Below are 26,192 nucleotides of genomic sequence, written 5' to 3'. Positions count from 1 at the left end.
TCGAACCGCCGATATGCAAACCAATCTCAGCGAAGCCAGCAAGGCCCTCGACCGGGCCGACGAAGCGGAAGCGATCCTGCGCGCGTGCGTGCACTGCGGCTTCTGCAATGCGACCTGCCCGACCTACCAGGTGCTCGGCAACGAGCTCGACGGGCCGCGCGGACGCATTTACCTGATCAAGCAAATGCTCGAAGGCGAGCCGTGCGGCGAACGCACGCAGCAGCACCTCGACCGCTGCCTGACCTGCCGCAACTGCGAGACGACCTGCCCGTCCGGCGTGCGCTATCACACGCTGCTCGACATCGGCCGCGCGGAAGCCGAGAAGCGCGCGCGGCGGCCTGCGCGCGAGCGCCTGCTGCGCGCGGGCCTGCGTCACGTAGTGCCGCGGCCGGCAACCTTCGCCGCGCTGCTGAAGGCCGGCCGCGCGCTGCGCCCGCTGCTGCCCGGCACGCTGCAGGACAAGATTCCGGCCGCGGTGCCCGCCGCCACGCCGCGCCCGCCGGTACGCAATGCGCGGCGCGTGCTGATGCTCGAAGGCTGCGTGCAGCCTTCGCTGTCGCCGAACACGAACGCGGCCGCCGCGCGCGTGCTCGACCGGCTCGGCATCGGCGTGACGCCCGCGCGCGAAGCCGGCTGCTGCGGCGCGACCGAATATCACCTGAACGCGCAGGACGCCGGGCTCGCGCGCGCGCGCCGCAACATCGACGCGTGGTGGCCCGCGATCGAAGCCGGCGCGGAGGCGATCGTGCTGACGGCGAGCGGCTGCGGCGCGTTCGTGAAGGAATACGGCGACCTGCTGCGCTCCGACCCCGTCTATGCGGAGAAGGCGCGGCGCGTCAGCGCGCTCGCCCGCGACCTCGCGGAGGTGATCGCGGCCGAGCCGCTCGACGCGCTGGCCGAGTCGACGCGGCGCCGCGTCGCGGTCCACTGCCCGTGCACGCTGCAGCACGCGCAGCGGCTCGGCGGCGCGGTGGAAAGCATCCTGACGCGGCTCGGCTTCGATCTGACGAATGTCGCCGACGGCCATCTGTGCTGCGGCTCCGCCGGCACCTATTCACTGACGCAACCCGAACTCGCGACGCAACTGCGCGACAACAAGCTCGACGCACTCGAAGCCGGACGGCCGGACCTGATTGTCACGGCCAACGTCGGCTGCCAGACTCACCTGAACGGCGCGGGCCGGACGTCCGTGCGCCACTGGATCGAGCTCGTCGACAACCGACTCGTCAACTGACTGCTGATTCCGGAGGAACACCATGAAAACGAAGCCCGAACTCGAACTCGCCGACGTCGAACGCATGCTCGCCGCCGCGCGCGCGGAAGCCGAGCGTCACGGCTGGGCGGTCTCGATCGCCGTCGTCGACGACGGCGGCCATCTGCTCGCGTTCGCCCGCCTCGACGGCGCGTCGGCGGCGAGCACGTATATCGCGCAGGACAAGGCGCGCGCGGCAGCGCTCGGCCGTCGCGAGACGAAGGCGTATGAGGATATGATCAACGGTGGCCGCACGGCGTTTCTGAGCGTGCCGCTGACGGGGTTGCTCGAAGGCGGCGTGCCGGTGACGGTGGACGGCCGCATTGCGGGCGCGATCGGTGTGTCTGGCGTAAAGTCCGAACAGGATGCCCAGATCGCCCGCGCCGGCGCACAAAGCGTCGCGGCCTGATCCGCGCGCGTTTTTCATTCCCCGGGAGGAATCACGATGATCGACCAAGCAGGACTGCAAGTCGCGCCAGCGCTGAGCCAGTTCATTGAAAACGAAGCACTGCCGGGCACCGGTATCGACAAGGCCGCGTTCTGGAGCGGTTTCTCGGCCCTGGTGCACGACCTCGCGCCGCGCAACCGCGAGCTGCTCGCGGAACGCGACCGCCTGCAGCACGAACTCGACACGTGGCATCGCGCGCACCCCGGCCCGGTGCGCGACCATGCCGCGTTTCGCGCGTTCCTCGAACAGGTCGGCTACCTCGTGCCGGTCCCGTCGAACGTCGCGGCAGCCACCGCGCACGTCGACAGCGAGATCGCGACGCAGGCCGGCCCGCAGCTCGTCGTGCCGCTGTCGAACGCGCGCTATGCGCTGAACGCCGCGAACGCACGCTGGGGCAGCCTGTACGACGCGCTGTACGGCACCGATGCGCTGCCGGAAGACGGCGGCGCCGAACGCACGTCGGCCTACAACCCGACGCGCGGCCAGCGCGTGATCGACTACGCGCGCGGCGTGCTCGACAACGCGGCGCCGCTCGCGAGCGGCTCGCACCGCGACGCGCTGCGCTACCGCGTGCAGGACGGCCAGCTCGCCGTCGAAACCGGCAAGGGCGTCGTGCACCTCGCGCAGCCGGCGCAGTTCGTCGGCTACCAGGGCGCGGCAGGCGCGCCGTCCGCGATCCTGCTGAAGCACAACGGCCTGCACCTCGAGATCCAGATCGACGCGTCGACCCCCATCGGCCGCGCCGATCTCGCCAACGTGAAGGACGTCGTGCTCGAAGCCGCGGTCAGCACGATCATCGACTGCGAGGATTCGGTCGCGGCGGTCGACGCCGACGACAAGGTCCAGCTCTACCGCAACTGGCTCGGCCTGATGCAGGGCACGCTGGTCGAGGAGGTCGCGAAGGGCGGCAAGACCTTCACGCGCCGCCTGAACGCCGATCGCGAGTACACCACGCCGGCCGGCGGCACGCTGGTGCTGCACGGCCGCTCGCTGCTGTTCGTGCGCAACGTCGGCCACCTGATGACCAACGGCGCGGTGCTGGACCGCGACGGCAACGAGATTCCGGAAGGCATCCTCGACGGTGTCGTCACGACGCTGTGCGCGCTGCACGACCTGAAGGCCAAGCGCAACTCGCGCACCGGCTCGATCTACATCGTGAAGCCGAAGATGCACGGCCCGGTCGAAGTCGCGTTCGCCGACACGCTGTTCGCGCGCATCGAGGATCTGTACGGCCTGTCGCGCAACACGCTGAAGATGGGCATCATGGACGAGGAGCGCCGCACCAGCGTGAACCTCGCCGCCTGTATCGCGGCGGCCGCCGCGCGTGTCGCGTTCATCAACACCGGTTTCCTCGACCGCACCGGCGACGAGATGCACACCGCGATGGAAGCGGGCCCGATGATCCGCAAGGGCGACATGAAGTCGTCGGCGTGGATCCAGGCGTACGAGCGCAACAACGTGCTCGCGGGCCTGTCGGCCGGCCTGCGCGGCCGCGCCCAGATCGGCAAGGGCATGTGGGCGATGCCGGACCTGATGCACGCGATGCTCGAGCAGAAGATCGCGCATCCGCGCGCCGGCGCGAACACCGCGTGGGTGCCGTCGCCGACCGCCGCGACGCTGCACGCGCTGCACTACCATCTCGTCGACGTGCAGGCCATCCAGCAGGAACTCGAGAAGACGCCGTACGCAAGCGAGCGCGACACGCTGCTCGAAGGGCTGCTGACCGTGCCGGTCGTCGAGCGCGCCGCCTGGAACGAGAGCGAGATCCTGAGCGAGGTCGAGAACAACGCGCAGGGCATCCTCGGCTACGTCGTGCGCTGGGTCGAACAGGGCGTCGGCTGCTCGAAGGTGCCGGACATCCACGACGTCGGCCTGATGGAAGACCGCGCGACGCTGCGCATCTCGAGCCAGCACATCGCGAACTGGCTGCGCCACGGCGTGATCACCGAGGCCTTCGTGCTCGACGTGTTCAAGCGGATGGCGCGCGTCGTCGACCAGCAGAACGCCGGCGACCCGAACTATCGCCCGATGGCGCCCGGCTACGACCAGTCGACCGCGTTCAAGGCCGCATGCGCACTGGCGCTGCAGGGCACGTCGCAGCCGAGCGGTTATACCGAGCCGCTGCTGCATCGGTTCCGGCTCGCGTACAAGGCGCAACAGCACGGCGCGTAAACCTACGCATGCGGGCTTTCCCGCATGCGGTTTTCACGAAACGGGCGGCCATTACTTAAGGCCGCCCGTTTTCACATGCGAATTCATGCAAACGCTGAAACGGATAATCGACCCGAATCGCGCGACTTCAGATTCCGCGTGCGCCTGCCGTTAAAGCATGTAAATCGGCGGCGGCGGAATGCGCGCCGCCCGCTCCTGGCGCAAAGCCTTGCGCTGCAACGTTCCGCACGCGATTGGCAAGTCTTTGCCAGGACGATAATTTGATCCGGATCAACGGTCTGCAACATTTTCCGCGTGCACGAATGCGCGCGTTATACTCGGACCAATCCGCGCCGCCCGATTCGTCGGATCGTCGAATCGCGGCAATTCTTGCCGGTGAGCAGGTGATTCAGCGGTTTATCCGGCCGCCATCACCGATCATCGGCACCGTGTTCCAGGTCGGTCGGGCGGAATGCGCACCGGGGGGTGCATTCCGGGTCATCGCCGGCCAATCATACGAACAATCGCATCGATCCGCCGCCCGGCGACGATGCCCATCGATCCACGGACCATGGCAGAAACCGACTACGCAATGCCCAGCGAATCCGGCCTGACAAGCCGCGTCGCCGCCCAATTGCGCCGGTTCCTGCTGCCGCACCTGATCTTCTATTCAGGGCTGCTGATCGCACTGATCCTGTTGTTGCTGTGCGGCATCCTGCTGTACGAAGGCCGAATCGACGCACGCGATCGCGCGCGCACCACACAGCAGAACATCGCGCTGATGGCGTCGTGGGACATCGAGCGCAACATCGAGTTCTATGCGCTGTCGCTGCAGGCAGTCGTCGAAGGCGAGAACGATCCCGCGGTCGTCGCGCTGCCGATGGCGCTGCGCCGCCAGGTGCTGTTCGATCGCGCGACGACGGCCAAGTATCTCGGCGGCATCTACGTGCTCGACTCGAACGGCGACATCGCGGTCGACGGCAAGAGCGACGTGCCGCGCAAGGCCAACTTCGGCAACGAATCGTACTTCACGGTGCACCGCGACAACCCGGACGTCGGCCTGTACGTCAGCGACCCGTACCATTCGCGATTGCGCGGCGGCTCGCCGAGCATCGCGCTCAGCCGGCGGATCACGCGGCCCGACGGGTCGTTCGGCGGCGTCGCCGTGATGTCGATCCGGCTCGAATATTTCCAGGACCTGTTCTCGCGCCTCGCGCTCGGCGATCGCGGGTCGATGGCGCTGATCAATACGAAGGGCCTGATGCTCGCGCGCCAGCCTTACGATCCGGCGATCGTCGGCCGCAACATCAGCAAGGCGAGCACGTTCCGCCGGTTCATGACCGCCAACGAAGGGAGCTTCGCCGATACCGCGTCGATCGACGGCGTGCGGCGCCTTTACGTGTTCCGGCACCTCGACCACCTGCCGCTGATCATCATGGTCGCGCGCTCGGAGGCGGACACCTACGCCGCGTGGTACGACCGCGCGATCCCGATCGGCTCGGCGATGGCCTTGCTCGCGCTCGGCTTCGTCGGCCTGTCGATGCTGCTCGACATCCAACTGCGCAAGCGTCACCGCGCGGAAACCGAGCTGGAAGCGCTCGCGCGCACCGACGGCCTCACGGGCCTCGACAACCGCCGGATGCTCGACGTCACGCTCGCGCGCGAATGGCGCCGTGCGGCGCGCTCGCAGCACGCGCTGTCACTGCTGTTCGTCGACGTCGATCACTTCAAGCGCTACAACGACACGCAAGGCCACCAGGCCGGCGACGATGCGCTCGCCGCGGTCGGCCACTGCATCGCCGGATGCCTGCGCCGCCCGGCCGACTATGCAGCGCGCTACGGCGGCGAGGAGTTCGTCGTGGTGCTGCCGGACGTCGACACGCCCGGCGCCGTGACGATCGCCGAGACGATCCGCACCGGCATCCTCGATCTCGGCATCCTGCACGACACGGACGCGTCCGACCGCCTGACCGCGAGCATCGGCGTGACGACCTGCTATCCGGAACGCGACGACAGCATCCAGGCCGCACTGAAGCTCGCCGACGACGCGCTGTACCGCGCGAAGGAAGGCGGGCGCAACCGGGTCGTCGTGCAGACGACCCCGCCCGTCGATCGCACGCTGCGGCGCGCCTGAGCCACAGCTGGCCGTCCGGCCGCCGCAACGCCGCCCGCGGGCGAAATCGCCGACAATGTCGGCTCGCCCCGCCGCCGCGCGACACGCGCGCCCGCCGGCCCGCGCCCGCTTCACACCACCATGAGACTCAAGGCAAAGATTTTCCTTCTGGCCATCGTGCCGTTCCTGCTCGCGATCGCCGGCATCGGCTTCGGCGTGCGCCAGCAGGCGACGTCGCTCGCGCGCACGCAGCACGCGACGATCCAGGCCGCCTACCTGGCGAGCAAGGAAGTCGAGCTGAAGCATTACGTCGAGCTCGCGACGAGCGCGATCATGCCGCTGTACGACGCGAGCGGCCGCAATGCGCGCGACGACGGACTGCTGCGCACGCAGGCGCTCGCGATGCTGCAGAAGATGGATTTCGGCCCCGACGGCTATTTCTTCGTGTACGACCTGCACGGCAATGCGCTGATGCATCCGCGCGAGCCCGAGCGCGTCGGCCACAACTACTGGTCGATGCGCGACCCGCAGGGCGCGCTGACGATCCAGCAGCTGATCGGCGCCGCGTCGCACGGCGGCGGCTACGTGCGCTACACGTGGCAGCGGCCGTCGACGGGCAAGCCCGCGCCGAAGCTCGGCTACGTCGTCGCGCTCGAACGCTGGGGCTGGATGGTCGGCACCGGCATCTATCTCGACGACGTCGACACCGCGCTGCAGCGCATCGACGCGCGCGCGTCCGCGAACATCGAGCGCACGATGAGCTGGCTCACCGCGATCGCGCTGACCGGCGCGGCGGTGATCTCCGTCTGTGCGCTGGTGCTGAACGTCAGCGAGTCGCGCAGCGCCGACGCGAAGCTCAAGCAGCTCGCGCAGCGCGTCGTCGAATCGCAGGAGCAGGAGCGCGAGCGGCTGTCGCGCGAGCTGCATGACGGGATCAGCCAGATGATGGTGTCCGCGAAGCTGATGCTCGAATCCGCGCTCGCGCGCTTCGAGCGCGGCACCGCGCGCATGCCCGAAGCCGAGCAGGCGCTCGCGTCGGGCATCGGGCGGCTCGGCGACACGCTGCGCGAAGTGCGGCGCATCTCGCACGCGCTGCGCCCGGCGATGCTCGACGATCTCGGCCTCGCCGCCGCGCTCGAGCAGCTCGTGCGCGAGCTCGGCGCGGAAAGCGGCATCGACATCGGCTATACGCAAGTGGCGCACAGCGGCGCGCGGCCGCTGCCCGCGCCGGTCAATACGGCGCTGTTCCGGATCGCACAGGAGGCGCTCAGCAACATCGTGCATCATGCGCAGGCGTCGCGCGCGGCCGTCACGCTCGACGTCGGCGCGCATGCCGTCACGCTGACCATCGCCGACAACGGCTGCGGCTTCGACGCCGAGCGTACGCAGACCGACGCGCGCCGCGGCATCGGGCTGCGCAACATGCGCGAGCGGCTCGACGCGCTCGGCGGCATGCTGACGATCACGTCGCAGGTCGGCCATACCGTCGTGGCCGCGCGCGTGCCGCTGCGCGCCGCCGCCTGACGACACGCTCCCCATCACCGGAGACCCTTGCCCATGAGCGCCCCCGACACCGCCCGGCCCGCTGCCCGACTGCTGCTGGTCGACGATCATCCGCTGGTGCGCGACGGCCTGCGGATGCGGCTCGAGGCGGCCGACCTGTCCGTGGTCGGCGAAGCCGGCAACGCGGACGAGGCGCTTGCGCTCGCCGCGTCGCTCGAGCCCGATCTCGCGCTGATGGACGTCGGCATGAACGGGATGAACGGCATCACGCTCGCCGGCGTGTTCCACGAGCGCTTTCCGGGGATTCGCGTGCTCATGCTGTCGATGCACGACAACATCGAATACGTGACGCAGGCCGTGCGCGCCGGCGCGAGCGGCTACCTGCTGAAGGATTCGCCCGCGAGCGAGATCGTGCGCGCGATCGGCTCGGTGCTGGCCGGGCAGACGTTCTTCAGCGAAGGGCTCGCCGCGCGGATGATCCAGGCGAGCGCGACCGCGTCGCCGCTCGACCGGTTGACGCCGCGCGAGCGCGACATCCTCGATGCGCTGGCCGAGGGGCTGTCGAGCAAGCAGATCGCGCAGCAGACGGGGCTGTCGGTCCGCACGGTGGAAACGCATCGGCTCAATCTGAAGCGCAAGCTCGAGATCGAAGGGCAGGCGGAGCTGATCAAGTTCGCGGTCGAGCATCGGCGGCGGTAGGGCGGCGACGTGCGACGCCGCAAAAGGCCCTGTGCGCCTCGGTCACATTGATTAGCCCTACGATGCTGTTTTTTCTGGCTTCGTATGTGACTCGCCAAGTCAGCATCGCGCAGTAGCAATCACCGCTCGCCCGACCTACAAATGAAAAAGGCGCCCGGAGGCGCCTTTCACTCATCCAAACTACGCGCAGCGACGCTCAATTCGTCCGCGAATTGTGCTTCTGCAGATACGCGATCAGGCCGTCGATCCCGCCCGACGCGAGCTGGCTCTTGAACTGGCCCTGGTAGACCTGGATCAGCCACGCACCCGACATGTCGATGTCGTAGATCTTCCAGTCGCTGCCGACCTTGCCGAGCCGGTAGCCGACCGACTGGCTGTCGCCCGGCGTCGTGACCGTCGACTGCACCAGCGCATCGGCACCCGACGCGCCGCCGGCCTTGAACGAGAACTTCGCGTCCTGGCTGCCGAGCTGCGCGAGCGACGCGGCATAGGTGCGCGTCATCAGCACCTTGAACTGCTTGTACAGCTCCTGTTGCTGTTGCGGCGTCGCCTGCTTCCAGGCGTCGCCGACCGCGATGCGGGTCGTGCGCTCGAAGTTCGTCGCGGGCAGGAAGCGCTGCTCGACGACTTGCGTGACTTTTGCCATGTCGCCGCCGCGCGCACCCGGATCGGCCTTCATCGCGTTGACGGTGCCTTCGACCGCATTACGGACGATGTCGACCGGCGCGCTCTGCGCGAAAGCGGAAACCGACACGGCGGCCGCCGCGACGAAAGCAAACAGATGACGTTTCATACGGATATTCGCACTCGGTAAAAAAAACGGACGGCGGATTGCATCGATCGCATCGGCCGGTGGGTCGAAGTATAGCGGCCCGGCGGCCCGCCTGCCGCGCGGTGACCGACTGTTACCTTTCAGCCCCTTTTGTCACAGGGTGTCGGCCGCAGCGCGATCGGCGCCGATTATGTCAATTTCCGCCGACCATTCGTCCTACCATTCGCGGCGATTCCCTCGATTCCCTCCCGGCGCAGCAAATATCCTTCCCGCCCCTTTACGCTCCAACGTCGCGACCGACGTCACGTGGCGCCGGTATACTCTTTGCCTTGTCCTTGCCAGCCCCTCCCCACCGCCACATGGTGACTTCTCTCATCGTCCGACTCGTCGCATTGTCGGTACGCCGCCCCGTCTGGGTCGTCGTGCTGTCGCTCGTCATCGCCGTCTTCAGCGGCGTCTACGTCGCGCAGCACTTCAAGATCAACACGGACATCAGCAAGCTCGTCGACGCGGAACCGCAGTGGGCCGCACTCGGCCAGGCCGTCGACAAGGCCTTCCCGCAACGCAACGGCACGATCCTCGCGGTGGTCGAGGCGCCGGCCCCCGAATTCGCGACGGCCGCCGCGCACGCGCTCACCGAAGCCCTGCGCAAGCAGGCCGACGCCGGCCGCATCGGTCAGGTCGCCGAACCCGGCGGCGGCCCGTTCTTCGAGCACAACGGGCTGCTGTTCCTGTCGCCGCAGGAAGTGTCGGATACGACGTCGCAGCTCGCGAGCGCGCGGCCGCTCGTCAACGAACTCGCGAAGAACCCGAGCCTGACCGGGCTCGCGACCACGCTGTCCACCACGCTCGGCCAGCCGCTCCTGACCGGCCAGGTGAAGCTGCCCGCGATGGCGAAGCTGCTCGCGCGCAGCGCCGCGACGGTCGACGACGTGCTGGCCGGCAGGCCCGCCGCGTTCTCGTGGCGCGGACTGGTCGACAGCGATGCCGCACGCCAGCCGGCACGCGCGTTCGTCACGGTGCAGCCGGTCGTCGACTATGGCGCGCTGAAGGCCGGTGCCGAAACGACCCAGGTGATCCGCGACACGGCGAAAGCGCTCGGCCTCGAGCAACGCTACGGCGCGGTCGTGCGCCTGACCGGCGAACAGCCGCTCGCCGACGACGAGTTCGCGTCGGTGCAAGACGGCGCCGCGCTCAACGGCGTGCTCACGCTGCTCGCGGTGCTCGTGATCCTGTGGCTCGCGCTGCGCTCGAAGCGGATGATCGGCTCGGTGCTCGTCACGCTGTTCGTCGGCCTCGTCGTGACGGCCGCGCTCGGCCTCGCGATGGTCGGTTCGCTGAACATGATCTCGGTCGCGTTCATGGTGCTGTTCGTCGGCCTCGGCGTCGACTTCTCGATCCAGTACGGCGTGAAGTACCGCGAGGAACGCTTCCGCGATCCGCGCATCGATCACGCGCTGATCGGCGCCGCGCACTCGATGGGCATGCCGCTCGCGCTCGCCACCGCGGCGGTTGCGGCGAGCTTCTTCTCGTTCATCCCCACGGCCTATCGCGGCGTGTCCGAACTCGGCCTGATCGCGGGCGTCGGGATGTTCGTCGCGCTGCTGACCACGCTCACGCTGCTGCCCGCGTTGCTGCGCCTGTTCGCGCCGCCGGGCGAATCGAAGACGCCGGGCTTTCCGTGGCTCGCCCCCGTCGACGACTTCCTCGATCGCCATCGCAAGCCGATCCTGATCGGCACGCTCGCGGTCGTGATCGGCGCGCTGCCGCTGCTCGCGTTCCTGCACTTCGATTTCAACCCGCTGCACCTGAAGGATCCGAACAGCGAATCGATGGCGACGCTGCTCGCGCTGAAGGATTCGCCCGAAGCGGCCGTCAACGACGTCACGCTGCTCGCGCCGTCGCTCGCCGAGGCCGACGCGGCCGCGAAGCGCCTCGACGCGCTGCCGGAAGTCGGCCGCACGACGACGCTCACGACCTTCGTGCCGGCCGACCAGCCGGCCAAGCGCGCGGCGATCGCCGCGGCCGCGAGCGACCTACTGCCCGCGCTGACGCAGCCGGCCGCGCCGGCCGCGACCGATGCGCAGCGCGTCGCCGCGCTCAAGCGCGTGTCGGATCTGCTGAGCTACGCGGCGGAAGATCACCCGGGCCCGGGTGCCGCCGCCGCGCAGCATCTGTCGGCGTCGCTCGCGAAGCTGGCCGCCGCCGACAGCGCGGCGCGCGACCGCGCCGAACGCGCGTTCTCCGACACGCTGCGCATCGCGCTTAACCAGCTCGCGGCGCTGCTGCAGCCGCAGGACATCACGCGCGAATCGCTGCCGCCGCAGATCGTGCGCGACTGGGTCGCGCCGGACGGCCACGCGCTCGTGCAGATTTCGCCGAAGGTGCCGAAGGGCGTCGACCCGAACGACGACACGATGCTGCGCCGCTTCGCGAAGACGGTGAAGGCGGCGGAACCCGGCGCGACCGGCGGGCCGATCTCGATCCTGCATTCGGCCGACACGATCATCAACGCGTTCCTGCACGCGGCGCTGTGGTCGATCCTGTCGATCACGATCCTGCTGTGGATCACGCTGCGCCGCTTCGGCGACGTGCTGCGCACGCTGGTGCCGCTGCTCGTGTCGGGGCTCGTCACGCTCGAGATGTGCGTCGTGCTCGGCATGTCGCTGAACTTCGCGAACATCATCGCGCTGCCGCTGATGCTCGGCGTCGGCGTTGCGTTCAAGGTGTACTTCGTGATGGCGTGGCGCGCGGGCCAGACGGGCCTGCTGCATTCGAGCCTCACGCACGCGGTGCTGTTCAGCGCCGCGACGACCGCAACCGCCTTCGGCAGCCTGTGGCTGTCGCATCATCCGGGCACGTCGAGCATGGGCAAGCTGCTCGCGCTGGCGTTGACCTGCACCCTGATCGGCGCCGTGGTGTTTCAGCCCGTCCTGATGGGCAAGCCGCGCGTCAAACGCGCCAAGAACCAATTGCAAGGAAACAATGAATAAGGTGCGAATCATTGCGGCGACCGTCGCTGCCAGCGCAGTGCTGAGCGGCTGTGCGACGGGCCCGAACCGCAACCCCAACGACCCGCTCGAGCCGATGAACCGGGCGATGTACAAGTTCAACGACACGGTCGACACGAACATCGCCGTGCCGATCGCGAAGGGTTACCAGAAGATCACGCCGACGCCCGTGCGTACCGCGATCAGCAACTTCTTCTCGAACCTCGGCGATCTCGGCAACATGGCGAACAACCTGTTGCAGCTGCGCATCACCGATGCAACGCAGGATCTGATGCGCGTGGCGATGAACTCGGTGTTCGGCGTCGCCGGCCTGATCGACATCGCGACGCCCGCCGGGCTGCCGAAGCATCACCAGGATTTCGGGCTGACGATGGCGCGCTGGGGCATGCCGTCCGGCCCGTACCTCGTGCTGCCCGTGTTCGGGCCGAGCACGATCCGCGACGGCGTCGGCCGCGCGGTGGACGTCCGCTTCAACCTGCTCAACTACATCGAGCCGGCCGTGCGCAATCCGATGTACATCGCGCAGTTCATCAGCGCGCGTTCGGACCTGCTCGGCGCGACCGATCTGCTGAAGCAGGCGGCACTCGATCCGTACTCGTTCGTCCGCGATGCGTATCTGCAGCAGCGCAAGTCGCTGACGTATCACGGCCAGTCGGCGTCGGCCGCGCCGCCGAACTACACGGAGCCGGGTGAAGCGGGGGCGGTGCCGGCGGCCACGCCGGCCGTGCCGGGGTTGCCGAACTACGAGGATCCGGGCGAGTCGGGCGGCGCATCGGGCACGGCGCCGAACAACGCGCCGGCCGCGCCGGGGTTGCCGCAGTACGACGATCCGGGTGCGGACGGCGCGACGCCGGCGAGCGCGCCGGCCGCAGCATCGGCCGCTGCTCCCACGGCTGCGCCGACCGGTGCGACGACCGCGCCGGCCGCCAACGGCGCGCCGATCGCACCGGCAATGCCGACGGTGCCTGCGAGCAGTCCGGTTGCGCAGTAGCGCATCACGGAAACCGCCCGCAAGCCGAAGAGCGCTGCATGATGCAGCGCTCTTTTTTTGCGCGTCCGCAGAACGAAAAAAGGAAGGGGAGAGGAGAAGCGGAAAGCGGCGAACGCCGCTCAGACGATCCGCATCGCGCCCGCACGCTCGAATGCGTGCCGAGCCTGGATCAGCGTCGTGCGTGCCGCGCGCGCGTCGCTCGCGACCTGCAGCAGCGGGCCGAGCTGCGACGGCTGCTTCAGCAGTTCGCGCAGGATCGGCAGGATGGCCGTGCTGCCGTCGTCGCGCAGGCCGGCCGTCGCCGCGCGCGGCAGCGTGCGCCACGCCGGGTCGACGATCGCGCGGCACACCGCGAACGGCACGCCGCGCGACGCCGCGAAGGCCGCGGCGATATGCGATTCCATGTCGACGGCGAGCGCGCCCTTCGCGCGATGCAGCGACGTCTTTTCCTGCTCGCTGATCACCGGCGCGCCGACCGCCGCCATCGTGCCGCGCGTGACGCGCGCCCACACCGGCGTGTCGTGCAGCGCGGCGACGAGCCGCGCGCTCCAGCCCGGATCGGTCTGCACGCGGCCGAACGGCCCGTCGATCGCGTCCGCGATCACGAGCGCGCCGGGCGCGAGATCGGGCGCGAGCCCGCCTGCCGTGCCGAAGCTCACGATGCCCGCGCAACCGCGCGCGGTCGCCTCGGCCAGCGCGCGCTCGAGGCGGTCGGCCCGCGCGGCGAACACGGCCTCGACGCCCTGACCGCGCGCGATGCGTGCCTCGAACGCCATCCCCGTGACGGCGATGACGGGCAACGTGCCGTTGTGCTGCGTCGGCGCCACGCGTTACATCCCGACCGTCACGCGCGTCGCGTTGGCGCGCTTCAGGTTGCGATAGCGCGCGAGCGCCCACAGCGGGAAGAACTTGCGATAGCCGTGATAGCGCAGGTAGAACACGCGCGGGAAGCCGGTTGCCGTGAAGCGCGTCTCGTCCCACAGGCCTTCTTCGTTCTGCTGAGCGATCAGGTAGTCGACGCCGCGTGCAACGGCCGGGTTGTTCACCTCGCCGGCCGCCATCAGGCCGAGCAGCGCCCAGGCCGTCTGCGACGCGGTGCTCGGCGCCTGCTCGAAACCGCGGTAGTTGAGCTTGTAGCTGTCGCCGTCCTCGCCCCAGCCGCCGTCCTTGTTCTGGATCGACAGCAGCCACTGCGCGCCGCGCTTGATGCGCGGATCGTCCGGCGTCAGGCCGGCCGCGTTCAGCGAGCACAGCGCGGTCCACGTGCCGTAAACGTAGTTCATCCCCCAGCGGCCGTACCAGCTGCCGTCCGGCTCCTGTTCCTTCAGCATGTAGTCGAGCGCGCGGCGGGCCGGCTCGCTGTTCAGCGGCGTCTCGCCGATCTGCGACAGCATCGACAGGCAACGGCCCGACACGTCCGAGGTCGGCGGATCGAGCAGCGCGCCGTGATCCGAGAACGGGATGTTGTTCAGGTAGTACTGCGTGTTTTCCGGTTCGAACGCGCCCCAGCCGCCGTCGCTGCTCTGCATGCCGACGACCCATTCGCGCGCGCGCGCCATCGAGTCGCGATACGTATCCGTCTGCCTGAGCTTCTGCGCACGGTCCATCGCCATCACGACCACGGCCGTATCGTCGACGTCCGGATAGTGCGCGTTCGCGTACTGGAACGCCCAGCCGCCGGGACGCACGTTCGGGCGGCGCGAGATCCAGTCGCCGCGCACGTCGAGGATCTGCAGCGGGCGCAGCCAGTCGAGGCCGCGCAGCACGGCTTCCTCCGCACGCGCGTCACCGGTTTCGAGCAGCGCGTGCGCGGCGAGCGACGTGTCCCACACCGGCGACAGGCACGGCTGGCAATACGCTTCGTCCTCGTGCACGACGAGCAGCTTCTCGAGCGCCTTGCGCGCGATCGCGCGGTTCGGATGATCTTCCGCATAGCCGAGCACGTCGTACATCATCACCGCGTTGGCCATCGCCGGATAGATCGCGCCGAGGCCGTCCTCGCCGTTCAGGCGCTCGTCGACGAACGACACGGCCTGGCGGATCGCGCGTTCGCGCGTGTAGTTCGGGAACAGGCCGTCGGCCGCGCGCAGCGCATGATCGACCACGCGGAAGAACGCGAACCAGCCGGCGCTCTGGTGGCCCTGGCGCGGCAGCAGGCCGGCGTTGACGGGCGGGTCGATGAACAGCTCGTCGATGCGCACGCCGCGCGGGTTCTTCGCGAGCGGGCGCTTCGCGTTCAGCACCAGCAGCGGCACGATCACGGTCCGCGCCCAGTACGACACCTTCGACAGGTGGAACGGGAACCACTGCGGCAGCAGCATGATCTCGACCGGCATCATCGGCACCGCGCGCCACGGAATCGCACCGTACAGCGCGAGCTGGATCCGCGTGAACACGTTCGACATCTCGGCGCCGCCCATCGCGTGGATCGCACGGCGCGCACGCTGCATGTGCTCGGCGTTCTCGTCGTCGCCGATCACCTTCAGCGCGAAATACGCCTTCACGCTCGCGCTGATGTTCGGCGCGCCGTCGGTGAACAGCGGCCAGCCGCCGTCGGCCTGCTGGATGCGGCGCAGATACTTGCCGATCTTCTGTTCGAGCTCGAGGTTCGGCGTCTCGCCGAGATAGTGGACGAGCAGCACGTATTCGGCGGGAATCGTCGAATCGGCCTCGAGTTCGTAGACCCAGTGTCCGTCTGCTTGCTGCGCGGCCAGCAGCGCGTCGGTCGCGCCGGCGACGGCCGCGTCGAGCCCGGCCGGCACGGTGCCGGCGGACAGGGTGGCCATTTCGGTGAGATCGTTCATCGGTCCCTCTGTTGCTTACTGTGTCTGGAGCACGTCCGCGGCCAGCTGGCCTGAACGGATCGCGCCCTCGATCGTGGCGGGCAAGCCGGTGGCAATCCAGTCGCCCGCCAGCACGAGATTGGTCCAGCGCGTACGCACGGCCGGACGTTTCATTTCCTGCGACGGCACCGCCGCAAACCCCGCGCGCGGCTCGACCACGAGCTGCCACGCTGGCATGGTTTCCGGGTTCGCGCCGGTCACGCGTGCGACGTCTTCCCAGATGCGCCGCGCGAGCGCATCGCGCGGCATGTCGAGCCAGCGGCCCGCGTCGCGGATGGTCGCCGCGAGCGGACCGCCGCCGGTGCGCACCGCGTCGACGACGCCGTTGACGACGGTCGTCTGCAGCGGGCCGTCGGCCGGTGTATCGACCGCGAAATACGCGGTCACGACCGCACTGAACGTGTCGGGCGCGGTGAGATCCGGGACGAGCGGCTGCGCGACCTCGGGCGGCACGGCCAGCACGACCGCGTCGCCCGACGCGAGATCGACGCGCTCGCCGCCGATCGCGACCGCATCGACCGCGTTGCCGTGCGCGCCGAATTCGAACGCATCGAGCCGCGAATTCAGCCGGATCTGCGCGCCGCCGTGCTGCAGCATCCGCAGCGCCGGTTCGACGAATGCGCTGCCGAGCCCGTGGCGCGCGACGAGCGGGCGCCATCCGGGGCCGCCCGCGGCAAACGTGCCGCACAGCGCCGCGCGCGCGAGCTCGGCGCTCGCGTGGCGCGGCTCGACGTTCAGCACCCCGAGGAAATACGGCCGCAGCCAACGATCCCACAGCATGCCGTCGCAGCGCATCGTCTGTGCGAGCGAGCGGCCGGTGCGCGCGAACGCGAGCGAGGCCAGCGCAAGATAGTCGAGCGGCGTGGTGCCCGGCGCGCGCGACGCGGCGTCGAACAGCCACGACGGCCAGCGCCCGTTGCCGAAACGCAGCGTCCAGCGCTGCTGCGACGCGACGTCGACCACCGGGCATTCAGGCAGCGCGGGCCCCGTGAGCCGATCGGCCGCGCCGATCGCGCGCAGGTAGCGCTGGGTCGCGGATTGCCCCGCGAAAACCTGATGCAGCCCGCTGTCGAGCGTCGTGTTCAGCACGCCGTCGAACCACGAGCGGCAGCGGCCGCCCGCATGCGCATGCGCGTCGTGCAGCACGATGCGCCGCCCGCGGCGTTGCAGCTCGACGGCGGCCGACAGGCCCGCGAGTCCTGCACCGATCACGTGGACGGTTCTGGGCATCGGCTCAGAACAGCGCGTAGCGCGCGGCGATCATCAGCATGCGCGCCTTCGGCTTGCGCAGCGGCGCGCGCGGGGCGGCGAAGCCGCGTGCGATCGCGGCTTCCAGGATGCAGCGATACGCGCCCGACATGATGCGCGGCGCCTTCACCTGCGCACGCGTGCAGGTGTCCATCACCGCGTCCGCCGCGCGGAAGTGCTCGAGCGCGCGCTCGACGAGCGTCGCGCACACGCGCGGCAGCGCCGGATCGCGCACGATCGTCGCCGGATCGGTGATCGCGATGCCTTCGCGCGCGAGCAGCTCGCGCGGCAGGTAGCAGCGGTTGATCGCCGCGTCGTCGTCGATGTCGCGCAGGATGTTCGTCAGCTGCAGCGCGCGGCCGAGGTGGTGCGACAGCTTGATGCCTTCCGCCTCCGGGATCCCGAAAATCCTCACCGACAGACGGCCGGCCGCGCTCGCCACGCGATCGCAGAACAGGTCGAGCGTCGGCTCGTCCGGCGCGCAGATGTCCTCGGCGGCGTCCATCGCCATCCCGTCGATCATCGCGTGGAAGTCCTCGCGCTTCAGGTCGAACGCGCGGATCTCGCGCTCGAGCGCGACCAGATGGCGCGGCGGCTGGCCGGCGAAGCACGCGTCGATGTCCGCGCGCCAGCGATCGAGGCCCGCGTTGCGCTCGGCGCGCGGCAGGTCGCTGTCGGCGATGTCGTCGACCGCACGGCAGAATGCGTAGACCTGGAACATCGCATCGCGCTGCACCGCCGGCAGGATGCGCATCGCCAGATAGAAAGAACTGCCCGATGTGACGGCAGCGGCGTCGGTTTCTTGTTCGTCCACGACGAGATTGGAAACGGCCAAGACGAGCTCCACGGAGACACCCACGCGGGGCGATTGAAGAAGCCATGCCCGGCTGGGTTGGTCAGGGCGTCAAATGCGTGCGAGATATGCGAACGATCGACGCAGACAGGCACAAATTACCGGCCGGAAGCCGGAATTGGGCGAAAGTATAGCAATCTTTGAAGTTCAATGGCGGACACGCGCCGCGCCCGGCGGGCCGCCCGGGGCCTGGCGGGCCGGCGTGGCCGGCCGCGGCGGGGAACGGCGCCGCGCCGCCCGTCAGCCGTAGACGATGTCGCGCTGCAGGTCGAGCGCGATGAGCCCCATTTCGCGGGTCAGCTGCAGCATCGAGCGGCGTTCGAGCCGCGAGCCCATGAAGCTCGTCACGCGCCCGTCGGGCTCCGCCGTGAACTGGAACGACGGGCCGCCGGTGCCGAACCACGCGCCCGGCACGTCGGGCGATTCCCGCCAGTCGATCTGCTCGAACACGCGCGCGATCCCCGCGCGCACCATGTCGCTCGGGCCGATCGGCGGCGCGGTCTCGCCCAGGTCGTCGAGGGAATAGGGGCCGGGTTTGTCCGGCCGCCGGTAGAAGAGGTAATCGACGTTCATGGGGCGCAATCGGGAGCAAAGCGTCAAATTAGCGCGCTTCGGCGCAAATTCAAATCAGATCGAGACGATATGTGGCCTGTACGAGACAAAAGCGCCGCATCCCGACAGCCGGTGCGCGCCCGCGCACGCTCGGGCCGTGCGTTCATGCCGGGACGCGCAGCTTCGTCTACGCGGCTTCGTCTAAGATGAACATCTTTCTCAAAAAAACACGGACACCATGGAGACGAACGTAACCGCCACCGCGCCATCCGACCATCCCGTTTTCGTGCTGGTGCACGGCGCGTGGCACGGTGCGTGGTGCTACGCGCACGTCGCGGCCGCGCTGGCCGCGCGCGGCTACCTGTCGATCGCGCGCGACCTGCCCGCGCACGGCATCAACGCCCGCTTTCCCGCGTCCTATCTCGAACGGCCGCTCGACAAGGACGCCTTCGGCGCCGAGCCGTCGCCGGTCGCGAACACCACGCTCGACGATTACGCGACGCAGGTGATGCAGGCCGTCGACGACGCGTACGCGCTCGGCCGCGGCAAGGTCGTGCTCGTCGGGCACAGCATGGGCGGCCTCGCGATCACGGCCGCGGCGGAGCGTGCGCCGGAGAAGATCGCGAAGATCGTCTATCTCGCGGCGTTCATGCCCGCGTCGGGCGTGCCGGGCCTCGACTACGTGCGCGCGCCCGAGAACAAGGGCGAAATGCTAGGCCCGCTGATGCTCGCGAGCCCGCGCGTCGCGGGCGCGCTGCGGATCGATCCGCGCAGCGGCGATGCCGCGTATCGCGCGCTCGTGAAGCGCGCACTGTATGACGACGTGCCGCAGGCCGACTTCGAGGCGGTGGCGAACCTGATGACCTGCGACGTGCCGGCCGCGCCGTTCGCGACCGCGATCCCGACGAGCGCCGCGCGCTGGGGCGCGATCGACCGTCACTACATCAAGTGCCTGGCGGATCGCGTGATCCTGCCCGCGCTGCAGCAGCGCTTCATCGACGAAGCCGACGCGTTCGTGCCCGGCAATCCGACGCACGTGCACCAGCTCGACAGCAGCCATTCGCCGTTCGTGTCGCAGCCGGCCGTGCTGGCCGGCGTGCTGGCGGATATCGCGAAAAGCTGACGGGGGCGCGGCACGCGCGGTGTGCGGTGTGCGGTACGCCGCACGTGACCGCGCTGCGGCCGCGCCGCGCTTACGCGTACGCGATCGACCGGTCGCGCCCGAGCCGCTTCGCGCGATAGAGCGCGGTGTCGGCCTCGTTGACGAGCACGTCGCACGCCGGCGCGCCGACCGTCGCGCACGCGCCGCCGACGCTCGCCGTGACCGGCACGCTGACGCCTTCCGCGTCGACCGGCGTGCCGCCGATCGCGTTGCGCACCTTGTCCGCTACCCGCATCGCTTCGTCGAGATTCGTGCACGGCAGCAGCAGCGCGAATTCCTCGCCGCCGAAGCGGCCGAACGTATCCTGCGCGCGCACGATCGACGCGACGCGGCGCGCCGTCTCGCGCAATACCGCATCGCCGGCCGCATGCCCGAACCGGTCGTTGATCGTCTTGAAGTGGTCGAGGTCGAACAGCAGCACCGACAGGTCGCCGCCGTAGCGCTGCCAGCGCGCGAACTCGTCACCGAGCCGCGTCTCGAAGAAGCGCCGGTTCGCGATGCCGGTGAGGCCGTCGAGATTCGCATGCTCGCGCAGCTTCGCGACCGCCTCCTCGCGCTCGCGCTGCATCACGCTCACGTGCGTGACGTCCGAGATCGTCACGCACACGGCCTCGACTTCGCGGCCGCGCGTGAGTGGCATGAACGTGCAATCCTGCTGCATGTAGTCGACGCCGCCCGTGATCGGCCGGTCGTGCTCGAAGCGAAACAGGTAGGGCCGCTGCTCCCATGAGCTGAACGCGAAGCTGCCGAGCTGGAACACGCTCTCGAGCTTGCGCTCGAGCCACGCGCGCGGCAGCGCCGGAAAGCAGTCGAACAGGTTGCGGCCGATCACGTCGGCGGCCGGGATGCCGCTGTGGTCCTGCATGAAGCGATTCCACATCAGCACGGTCATCGTGCGGTCGAGCACGAACAGGCCGAAGCCCACCCGTTCGATCACGAGGTCGCTCAGCGACGCGGCAGTGGCGGTGGCGGCGGGGGTCGCGTTCATAGCGCGGACAGCAACGCGTCGAGCGCGTCGCCCATCAGCCGGATCGAGTCCTCGGCCATCAGCATCACGAAATGTGCGCGGAACGCGTGATCCTCGAGGCCGAAGTTCACTTCGAGCAGCAGCGCGACGCTCCAGGCGAGCGCGGTCGGCTGGAACACGTCGTCGAACGACACGTTCGCGCCGAGCAGCCCCGGCGGGAAGAACACGGGCTTGCGGCCGAGCTCGTCGAGGATCGACGCGACGCATGCGCTCATCAGCACGTTCGAGACATCGAACACGAGTTCGTCGTGCGTGGCCATGCCGGCATACACGCCGTCGCCGAACGTGCGCTCCATCAGCGACATGAGCCGCGCGACGCCCGCGCTGCGGCACAGCACGATCGCCTCGCCCTTGATGTCGGAACGGAATCCCTGGCGCACGGCCGTCACGTTCTCGTGGATGCCCGTCATCTCGCGCAGCGCGTCGCCCGCATCGGCGGCCTTCACGACGCGCACGCGCGGTACCGACAGCTCGATGAAGTGCCCGAGCAGCAGCGCGAGCCGTGCGGCGGCACGGCCCATCGCGAGGTTGGCGATTTCCTGCAACGCGTCGCGTTGCTCCGCCGTGAACACCGATTCAGGCATACAACCCATACTCCTTGAGAATGGGCAGCAACGCCTCCGACGTCACGGGCTTGGCAACGAATGCGATCGCGCCCAACTCGCGCACGCGTGCTTGCGCCTGCGGCTGGATATCGGCGGATACCACGATCACGAACGTGTTCAGATCTTCGTGGCGCAGTGTCTCGAGCACCTGATAGCCGTTCATGTCGGGCATCGTCAGGTCCAGAAACATCACGGAAGCCTTGCCGTCACGATAGAGCGCCAGGGCCTCACGACCATTCGCCGCATACGCGACGTCGACGTCCCAGTCTCCCGGCAGTGCCTTTGTCAGTAGTTTGCGAGCGAGCAAGGAGTCGTCGGCGATCACGATCGGCAAAGGCATGGCGGCGAAGCGGTATACGGAATGGTCTCTCTCGCGTTAACGACCGCGCGGCGCGCTTCTTTAGGCGCCATGCAATCAAGCGCGGCCACCGCCGTGCGGCCGCGCGCGGGCGCCGCGGCGCGAGGCACGCGACACACCGCGCCGCAAACGCCGGCGGGCGCATATATCTGTCATGGGGAAAGCAAGGCGCGATTCTCTGAGTAAACCGAAGGCGGTGCAACTCGCCATTTTCCCCATTTCGAACAGAATCGATTCGTTCGCCCGGCATTCCGAAAACAGCCGCGACCATTTTCGAGATAAGCACGCAAAATTTTTCTTTGTGTACGTTTGCGCTGCCGGATTCATAGCGTTTTCAATCTTTCACCGTGCCCCTGTCGGAATCATCAGGTTGCACATCGGTGCGGCGGTACGGTGGGCGTGCGCAACTCGTTTATGATGGAACACCTCCGCTTCACCCGCCTTCTTCAATGACGTCCGAACGTCCCGCCGACTCCCGCACGCACGCCGCACCGCCCGCCGACGACTGGCAGGACGACGGCAGCTATGCGTCCGGCGCACCCGAGCACGATTTCGCGGTCCGGCGCGTAACGCTGATCGTGCTGCTGGTCGCGGCGATCGTGCTGCCGTGCATCTACGTATCGGTCATGGCGTACAACGACCTGAAGGCCCGCGAAGCCGCGGCGAGCGACGTGACGATGCGCACCGTGCGCGTCGCCGAGGAACATGCGCTCAAGGTGTTCGACCTGAGCGAGACGCTCGATGCGCGCATCGTCGACCTCGTGCAGGACATGGACGACGCCACCGTGCGCCGCCACGAATCCGACATCCACGAAGCGCTGAACACGATCGGCGGCGGCTATCCGCAGGTGGCCGCGGTGTCGATCTTCGGTGCGAGCGGGATGCTGCTCGCCAACAGCCTCTACTATCCGGCGCCCTATGCGTCGATCGCGAACCGCGACGACTTCGCCGGCATCCGCGACGGCCGGGTGATCGAACACATCTCGAAGCTGATGATGGGGCCGCTCAAGCTCGAGAACATCCCCGTGTTCAACACGGGCGTCGCGCGACGCCATAGCGACGGTTCGTTCGCCGGAATGGTGTCGATCGCGCTGAAGTCGTCGTATTTCAATGCGTTCTACCGCGACCTGCTCGGCGGCGCGGCCACCCCGATGACGATGGCGCTCGCGCGTTCCGACGGCGCGGTGATCGCGTCGTATCCGCCGCCGCCGTCACTCGCGCACACCGATCTCACGGCCACCTTCGGCAATGCGCGCAACGATCCGCGCGCGGGCGTCGTGCGGGTGCGCCACGACGGCGCCAGCAGCGAAATCGTCGCGTACCGCCAGGTCGGCAGCTACCCCGTGTACGTGACATGTGCGTACCGCACGTCGGCGATCTGGCATGAATGGTACGAACACCTGAGCGTGCTGTTCATCTCGATGTTCGCGCCGTCGATCGCGCTGTGGTCGGTGATCTGGCTGTCGCTGAAGCGGCTGAAGGCGGAAGAGGAGGCCTGGGACCGCTGGCAGGCCGAAGCGTCGATGCGGCGCTCGATCGAATCGGCGTACCGGCAGTCGCGCAAGATGCAGGCGCTCGGCAACCTGGTCGGCAGCGTCGCGCACGACTTCAACAACCTGCTGATGATCATCTCGAGCAACGTGCAGATCGCGCGGCGACGCGGCGTCCAGCATCTCGACAAGGAACTCGGCGCGATCGAACGCGCGCTGAAGAACGGCCAGTCGCTCACGCGCCAGCTGCTCGGCGTCGCGCGCAAGCAGCCGCTGCACAACGAGACGATCGACGTCGGTCAATGGCTCGGCACGTGCCGCGAACTGCTGAAGACGTCGCTCGGTTCGAAATCGCTGCTGGTCGTCGCGATCGAGCCCGGCGTATGGCCGATCCGGGTCGATGTCGCGGAGCTCGAGCTCGCGGTGATCAATCTCGCCGTCAACGCGCGCGATGCGATGACGGTCGGCGGCCGCTTCACGGTCGGCGCGCGCAACGTGACGCTGCGCCGCGAGGACGGCTTTCCGCTGACCGGCGACTTCGTGCAGATCTCGCTCGACGATACGGGCTCGGGCATGCCGCCCGACGTGCTCGCGCGCGCGTTCGAGCCGCTCTTCACGACGAAGGCGCAGGGGATGGGAACGGGGCTCGGGCTGCCGCAGGTGTTCGCGTTCTGCGAGCGCTCGGGCGGCCTCGCGACGATCGACAGCGCGGTCGGCGCCGGGACCTCGGTGCGCCTCTACCTGCCGCGCGCACGCGTCGAGGACATCGTCGCGCGACCGCAGGCCACCGCGCACGACGCGGGCGGGCTTGCGGGCCTGCACGTGCTGCTGGTCGAGGACAACGGCGAAGTCGCGGCCGGCACCGAGGCGCTGCTCACGCTGCTCGGGCACCGCGTTACCTATGTACCCACCGCCGACGACGCACTGCGCCTGATCGAAGGCGCGGCCGCGAACGACGCATTCGACCTGGTGATCTCGGATATCCACATGCCGGGCCGCCTGAACGGCATCGATCTCGCCGAAGCGATCGACAAGCGGCCGGGGAAGCTGCCCGTGATCCTGGTCACGGGTTACGCGGAGGAACTCGACCGCACGCGTACCGTCAACGTGCGCGTGCTGTCGAAGCCGTTCGACATCGCGCTGCTCGACGAGATCCTGCTCGGCATCCGCGAAGCGCGCGATGCACGGCACGCCGGCGCCTGACCCGCGGCATGCGGGCCGGTGCCGGCGGCGGCAACGGAACGGCGATCAGGCCGCCTTCAGCACGCGCACCCAGTCGACGTAGCGGTCGACGAAGCCCTGCAGGAACTTGCGGGTATCTTCGCTGACGATCCGGCCCTCGTCGTCGATACGCGCCGGGTCGTGCTTGACGAACATTTCCGGCTGGCCGAGCGCCTTCACGTCGAGATACGCGAGCACGTTGCGCAGGTGCTGCTGCGCGAGCGCGGTACCGGTCGCACCCGGCGACGTACCGAGCACCGCACCCGGCTTGCCGGACCACGAGTTGTGCCCCCACGGGCGCGAGCCCCAGTCGAGCGCGTTCTTCAGCACGCCCGGGATCGAGCGGTTGTACTCGGGCGTCACGAACAGCAGCGCGTCGGCCGCCTCGATCGACTGCTTGAAGCGCTTCGCGACTTCCGGAAAGTCCGCGTCATAGTCCTGGCTGTAGAGCGGCAGTTCGCCGATCTCGACGAATTCGAACGAGAAATCGGCGGGGGCGAGCGAGATCACGGCATGCGCGAGCGCGCGGTTCCAGGAACCGCGACGCAGGCTGCCGACGACGACTGCAACACGATAGGACATGGCTTTCTCCTTCCGGTGAGTAAGGAATCGAATCGATTGATGCTGGACAGGCGACAAAGGTCTGTTTATAGGCAAGCCAGCCCGCGAGCCGTCCCACGGGGCCGACCGGCCGACTTTCCACAAGGTTTTCCACAGAAATTGTGGATAACTTGACCGTTATGGTCTGATGTTACAAACCGCCCGCGTCGCGATTTCGCGGCGCGCAACGCCAAGCTTCGGCAAGCATAGCGCAGGGCGCCGGCCGGCTTCGTGAATTCGCGACGGAACATGCGTTGCAGCGCAGCGTCTCGCCCAGTAAGCTGCTCGCACATCGCGACGCGCCCGCCCGGTGGCGCGCACGCGAGCGCTTTCGCTTCGTAAGGCTCCTGACCTGCCATGCTGTCCGCGTACGACGACCCTGCCTATCTCGCGCAACTGCGGCGCGACCTGCTGCGCTTCGCGCGACTCCAGCTCCGCGATGCCGATGCGGCCGAGGATGCCGTGCAGGAAGCGCTGACCGCCGCGTGGTCGCACGCGGGCGAGTTCGCGGGACGGTCCGCCCACAAGACCTGGGTGTTCGGCATCCTGCGCAACAAGCTGATCGACATCCTGCGCGCGCGGCAGCGGACGGTGAGCCTGTCCGCGCTCGATGCGGAACTCGACGGCGAATCCGCGCTCGATCGCGAACTCTTCAAGGAAAACGGGCATTGGGCCGCGCACACGAAGCCGCGGCCGTGGCCGCGCCCCGAAACGCTATTGCAGCAACAGCAGTTCTGGGTGCTGTTCCAGGTCTGCCTCGACCACCTGCCGGAACACATCGGGCGCGTGTTCATGATGCGCGAATTCCTCGACGTCGAGATTGCCGACATCTGCAGCGAACTGACGTTGACGACGAATCATTGCAGCGTGCTGCTGTATCGGGCGCGCACGCGCCTGCGCACCTGCCTCAGCGAAAAAGGACTGACGACCGAAGATGCTGCCGGGGAAATGTAGGGACGTGACGCGACTGCTGTCGGATGCGCTCGACCGGTCCTTGACGCTTCATGAGCGCATGCAGGTGCATGTGCATCTGCCGGCTTGTGGCGGATGCCGGGCGTATCGCGGGCAGATCGCGCTGCTGCGGACGGCAGCGCATGCGGCGGCGGGGCGGGGGACGGGGGATGAAGCGGGTGGCGATCGGGATGAGTCGTCGGGCGACGGGCAGGGCTGAGTTGCTGATGTCGTTGTGCGGTTACGTGGTTACGCGTTGCAGCTGGCGATGTCGTTGTTGACGTCGAAGGGGGGACGTTGGACGCGGCTCGTGGGCGTCGAGTGCGAGCTGCTCGCTGCGTG

At 68.5% G+C, this 26,192-nt stretch carries 22 protein-coding genes; 12 read left to right on the top strand and 10 right to left on the bottom strand.

Features of this window, described 5'->3' with window-relative positions; translation table 11 throughout:
- Positions 1-13 precede the first annotated feature (13 nt).
- The 6 genes from glcF to U4Y91_RS16300 all read left to right on the top strand — a co-directional run bounded on the left by glcF (position 14) and on the right by U4Y91_RS16300 (position 8,166).
- A complete protein-coding gene (glcF, locus tag U4Y91_RS16325; protein ID WP_321805898.1) occupies positions 14-1,234 on the top strand; it encodes a glycolate oxidase subunit GlcF in 1,221 nt (406 codons plus the stop codon).
- 22 nt (positions 1,235-1,256) lie between these two features.
- Positions 1,257-1,661, top strand: a complete 405-nt coding sequence (locus U4Y91_RS16320) for a GlcG/HbpS family heme-binding protein (RefSeq protein ID WP_321805897.1) — start codon at positions 1,257-1,259, stop codon at positions 1,659-1,661.
- Positions 1,662-1,697: 36 nt separating this feature from the next.
- A complete protein-coding gene (locus U4Y91_RS16315; RefSeq protein WP_321805896.1) occupies positions 1,698-3,872 on the top strand; it encodes a malate synthase G in 2,175 nt (724 codons plus the stop codon).
- Between the two features lie 550 nt (positions 3,873-4,422).
- The gene (locus U4Y91_RS16310; protein ID WP_321805895.1) at positions 4,423-5,985 is read left to right on the top strand and encodes a diguanylate cyclase; all 1,563 of its coding nucleotides are present in this window, start codon (positions 4,423-4,425) and stop codon (positions 5,983-5,985) included.
- Between the two features lie 120 nt (positions 5,986-6,105).
- Positions 6,106-7,488: a cache domain-containing protein gene (locus U4Y91_RS16305; protein ID WP_321805894.1), complete on the top strand. Its 1,383-nt coding sequence runs from the start codon at positions 6,106-6,108 to the stop codon at positions 7,486-7,488.
- A 33-nt stretch (positions 7,489-7,521) separates the two neighbouring features.
- The gene (locus tag U4Y91_RS16300; RefSeq protein WP_044848871.1) at positions 7,522-8,166 is read left to right on the top strand and encodes a response regulator; all 645 of its coding nucleotides are present in this window, start codon (positions 7,522-7,524) and stop codon (positions 8,164-8,166) included.
- 196 nt (positions 8,167-8,362) lie between these two features.
- On the opposite strand, the gene U4Y91_RS16295 is transcribed toward U4Y91_RS16300, so the two are convergent.
- Positions 8,363-8,959, bottom strand: coding sequence for an ABC transporter substrate-binding protein (locus U4Y91_RS16295; protein ID WP_321805893.1), 597 nt, complete (start codon positions 8,957-8,959; stop codon positions 8,363-8,365).
- A 338-nt stretch (positions 8,960-9,297) separates the two neighbouring features.
- On the opposite strand from U4Y91_RS16295, the gene U4Y91_RS16290 reads away from it, so the two are divergent.
- Both U4Y91_RS16290 and U4Y91_RS16285 read left to right on the top strand, forming a co-directional pair.
- Positions 9,298-11,931: an MMPL family transporter gene (locus U4Y91_RS16290; protein WP_321805892.1), complete on the top strand. Its 2,634-nt coding sequence runs from the start codon at positions 9,298-9,300 to the stop codon at positions 11,929-11,931.
- Positions 11,924-12,940: a VacJ family lipoprotein gene (locus U4Y91_RS16285; RefSeq protein ID WP_321805891.1), complete on the top strand. Its 1,017-nt coding sequence runs from the start codon at positions 11,924-11,926 to the stop codon at positions 12,938-12,940. The genes U4Y91_RS16290 and U4Y91_RS16285 overlap by 8 nt, the downstream gene beginning before the upstream one ends.
- A 119-nt stretch (positions 12,941-13,059) precedes the next feature.
- Here U4Y91_RS16285 and U4Y91_RS16280 read toward each other — a convergent pair whose 3' ends face one another.
- The 5 genes from U4Y91_RS16280 to U4Y91_RS16260 form a co-directional block, all read right to left on the bottom strand.
- Positions 13,060-13,767 (bottom strand): phosphorylase, encoded by a 708-nt coding sequence (locus U4Y91_RS16280; RefSeq protein WP_321805890.1) that lies wholly within the window; start codon positions 13,765-13,767, stop codon positions 13,060-13,062.
- A gap of 3 nt (positions 13,768-13,770) precedes the next feature.
- Positions 13,771-15,744: a squalene--hopene cyclase gene (shc, locus tag U4Y91_RS16275; protein WP_321805889.1), complete on the bottom strand. Its 1,974-nt coding sequence runs from the start codon at positions 15,742-15,744 to the stop codon at positions 13,771-13,773.
- A 15-nt stretch (positions 15,745-15,759) separates the two neighbouring features.
- On the bottom strand, positions 15,760-17,013 hold the full coding sequence (gene hpnE, locus U4Y91_RS16270) for a hydroxysqualene dehydroxylase HpnE (RefSeq protein WP_321805888.1): 1,254 nt from the start codon (positions 17,011-17,013) through the stop codon (positions 15,760-15,762).
- A gap of 4 nt (positions 17,014-17,017) precedes the next feature.
- Positions 17,018-17,866 carry a presqualene diphosphate synthase HpnD gene (hpnD, locus tag U4Y91_RS16265; RefSeq protein ID WP_321805887.1) on the bottom strand — a complete coding sequence of 283 codons (849 nt, stop codon included), beginning with the start codon at positions 17,864-17,866 and terminating at the stop codon, positions 17,018-17,020.
- A 258-nt stretch (positions 17,867-18,124) separates the two neighbouring features.
- Complete coding sequence (locus U4Y91_RS16260) at positions 18,125-18,457, bottom strand: hypothetical protein (protein WP_321805886.1); 333 nt, start codon at positions 18,455-18,457, stop codon at positions 18,125-18,127.
- Between the two features lie 217 nt (positions 18,458-18,674).
- Between U4Y91_RS16260 and U4Y91_RS16255 the strand changes: the two genes are divergently transcribed.
- Positions 18,675-19,559 carry an alpha/beta fold hydrolase gene (locus U4Y91_RS16255; protein ID WP_321805885.1) on the top strand — a complete coding sequence of 295 codons (885 nt, stop codon included), beginning with the start codon at positions 18,675-18,677 and terminating at the stop codon, positions 19,557-19,559.
- Between the two features lie 70 nt (positions 19,560-19,629).
- On the opposite strand, the gene U4Y91_RS16250 is transcribed toward U4Y91_RS16255, so the two are convergent.
- From U4Y91_RS16250 to U4Y91_RS16240, 3 genes are read right to left on the bottom strand one after another with little or no spacing between them, the layout of a single operon-like run.
- Positions 19,630-20,586 (bottom strand): diguanylate cyclase, encoded by a 957-nt coding sequence (locus U4Y91_RS16250; RefSeq protein WP_321805884.1) that lies wholly within the window; start codon positions 20,584-20,586, stop codon positions 19,630-19,632.
- Positions 20,583-21,209, bottom strand: a complete 627-nt coding sequence (locus tag U4Y91_RS16245; RefSeq protein WP_321805883.1) for a chemotaxis protein CheC — start codon at positions 21,207-21,209, stop codon at positions 20,583-20,585. Before U4Y91_RS16245 ends, U4Y91_RS16250 begins: the two co-directional genes overlap by 4 nt.
- Complete coding sequence (locus tag U4Y91_RS16240; protein WP_040138947.1) at positions 21,202-21,570, bottom strand: response regulator; 369 nt, start codon at positions 21,568-21,570, stop codon at positions 21,202-21,204. Before U4Y91_RS16240 ends, U4Y91_RS16245 begins: the two co-directional genes overlap by 8 nt.
- A gap of 467 nt (positions 21,571-22,037) precedes the next feature.
- On the opposite strand from U4Y91_RS16240, the gene U4Y91_RS16235 reads away from it, so the two are divergent.
- Positions 22,038-24,281, top strand: coding sequence for a hybrid sensor histidine kinase/response regulator (locus U4Y91_RS16235; protein ID WP_321805882.1), 2,244 nt, complete (start codon positions 22,038-22,040; stop codon positions 24,279-24,281).
- A gap of 45 nt (positions 24,282-24,326) precedes the next feature.
- Here the strand turns inward: U4Y91_RS16235 and U4Y91_RS16230 are convergent, their stop codons facing one another.
- A complete protein-coding gene (locus tag U4Y91_RS16230; RefSeq protein ID WP_321805881.1) occupies positions 24,327-24,881 on the bottom strand; it encodes an NAD(P)H-dependent oxidoreductase in 555 nt (184 codons plus the stop codon).
- A 375-nt stretch (positions 24,882-25,256) separates the two neighbouring features.
- Here U4Y91_RS16230 and U4Y91_RS16225 point away from each other — a divergent pair, with 375 nt between their 5' ends.
- Positions 25,257-25,853, top strand: a complete 597-nt coding sequence (locus U4Y91_RS16225; protein WP_321805880.1) for an RNA polymerase factor sigma-70 — start codon at positions 25,257-25,259, stop codon at positions 25,851-25,853.
- Positions 25,834-26,070, top strand: a complete 237-nt coding sequence (locus U4Y91_RS16220; protein WP_321805879.1) for a zf-HC2 domain-containing protein — start codon at positions 25,834-25,836, stop codon at positions 26,068-26,070. Before U4Y91_RS16225 ends, U4Y91_RS16220 begins: the two co-directional genes overlap by 20 nt.
- Positions 26,071-26,192: the final 122 nt, after the last annotated feature.

The organism is Burkholderia sp. BCC1993 (genome assembly GCF_905339865.1).
Lineage (GTDB): Bacteria > Pseudomonadota > Gammaproteobacteria > Burkholderiales > Burkholderiaceae > Burkholderia.
The sequence above is the reverse complement of the archived record's forward strand: the minus strand, read 5'-3'. Positions and strand labels throughout refer to the sequence as shown.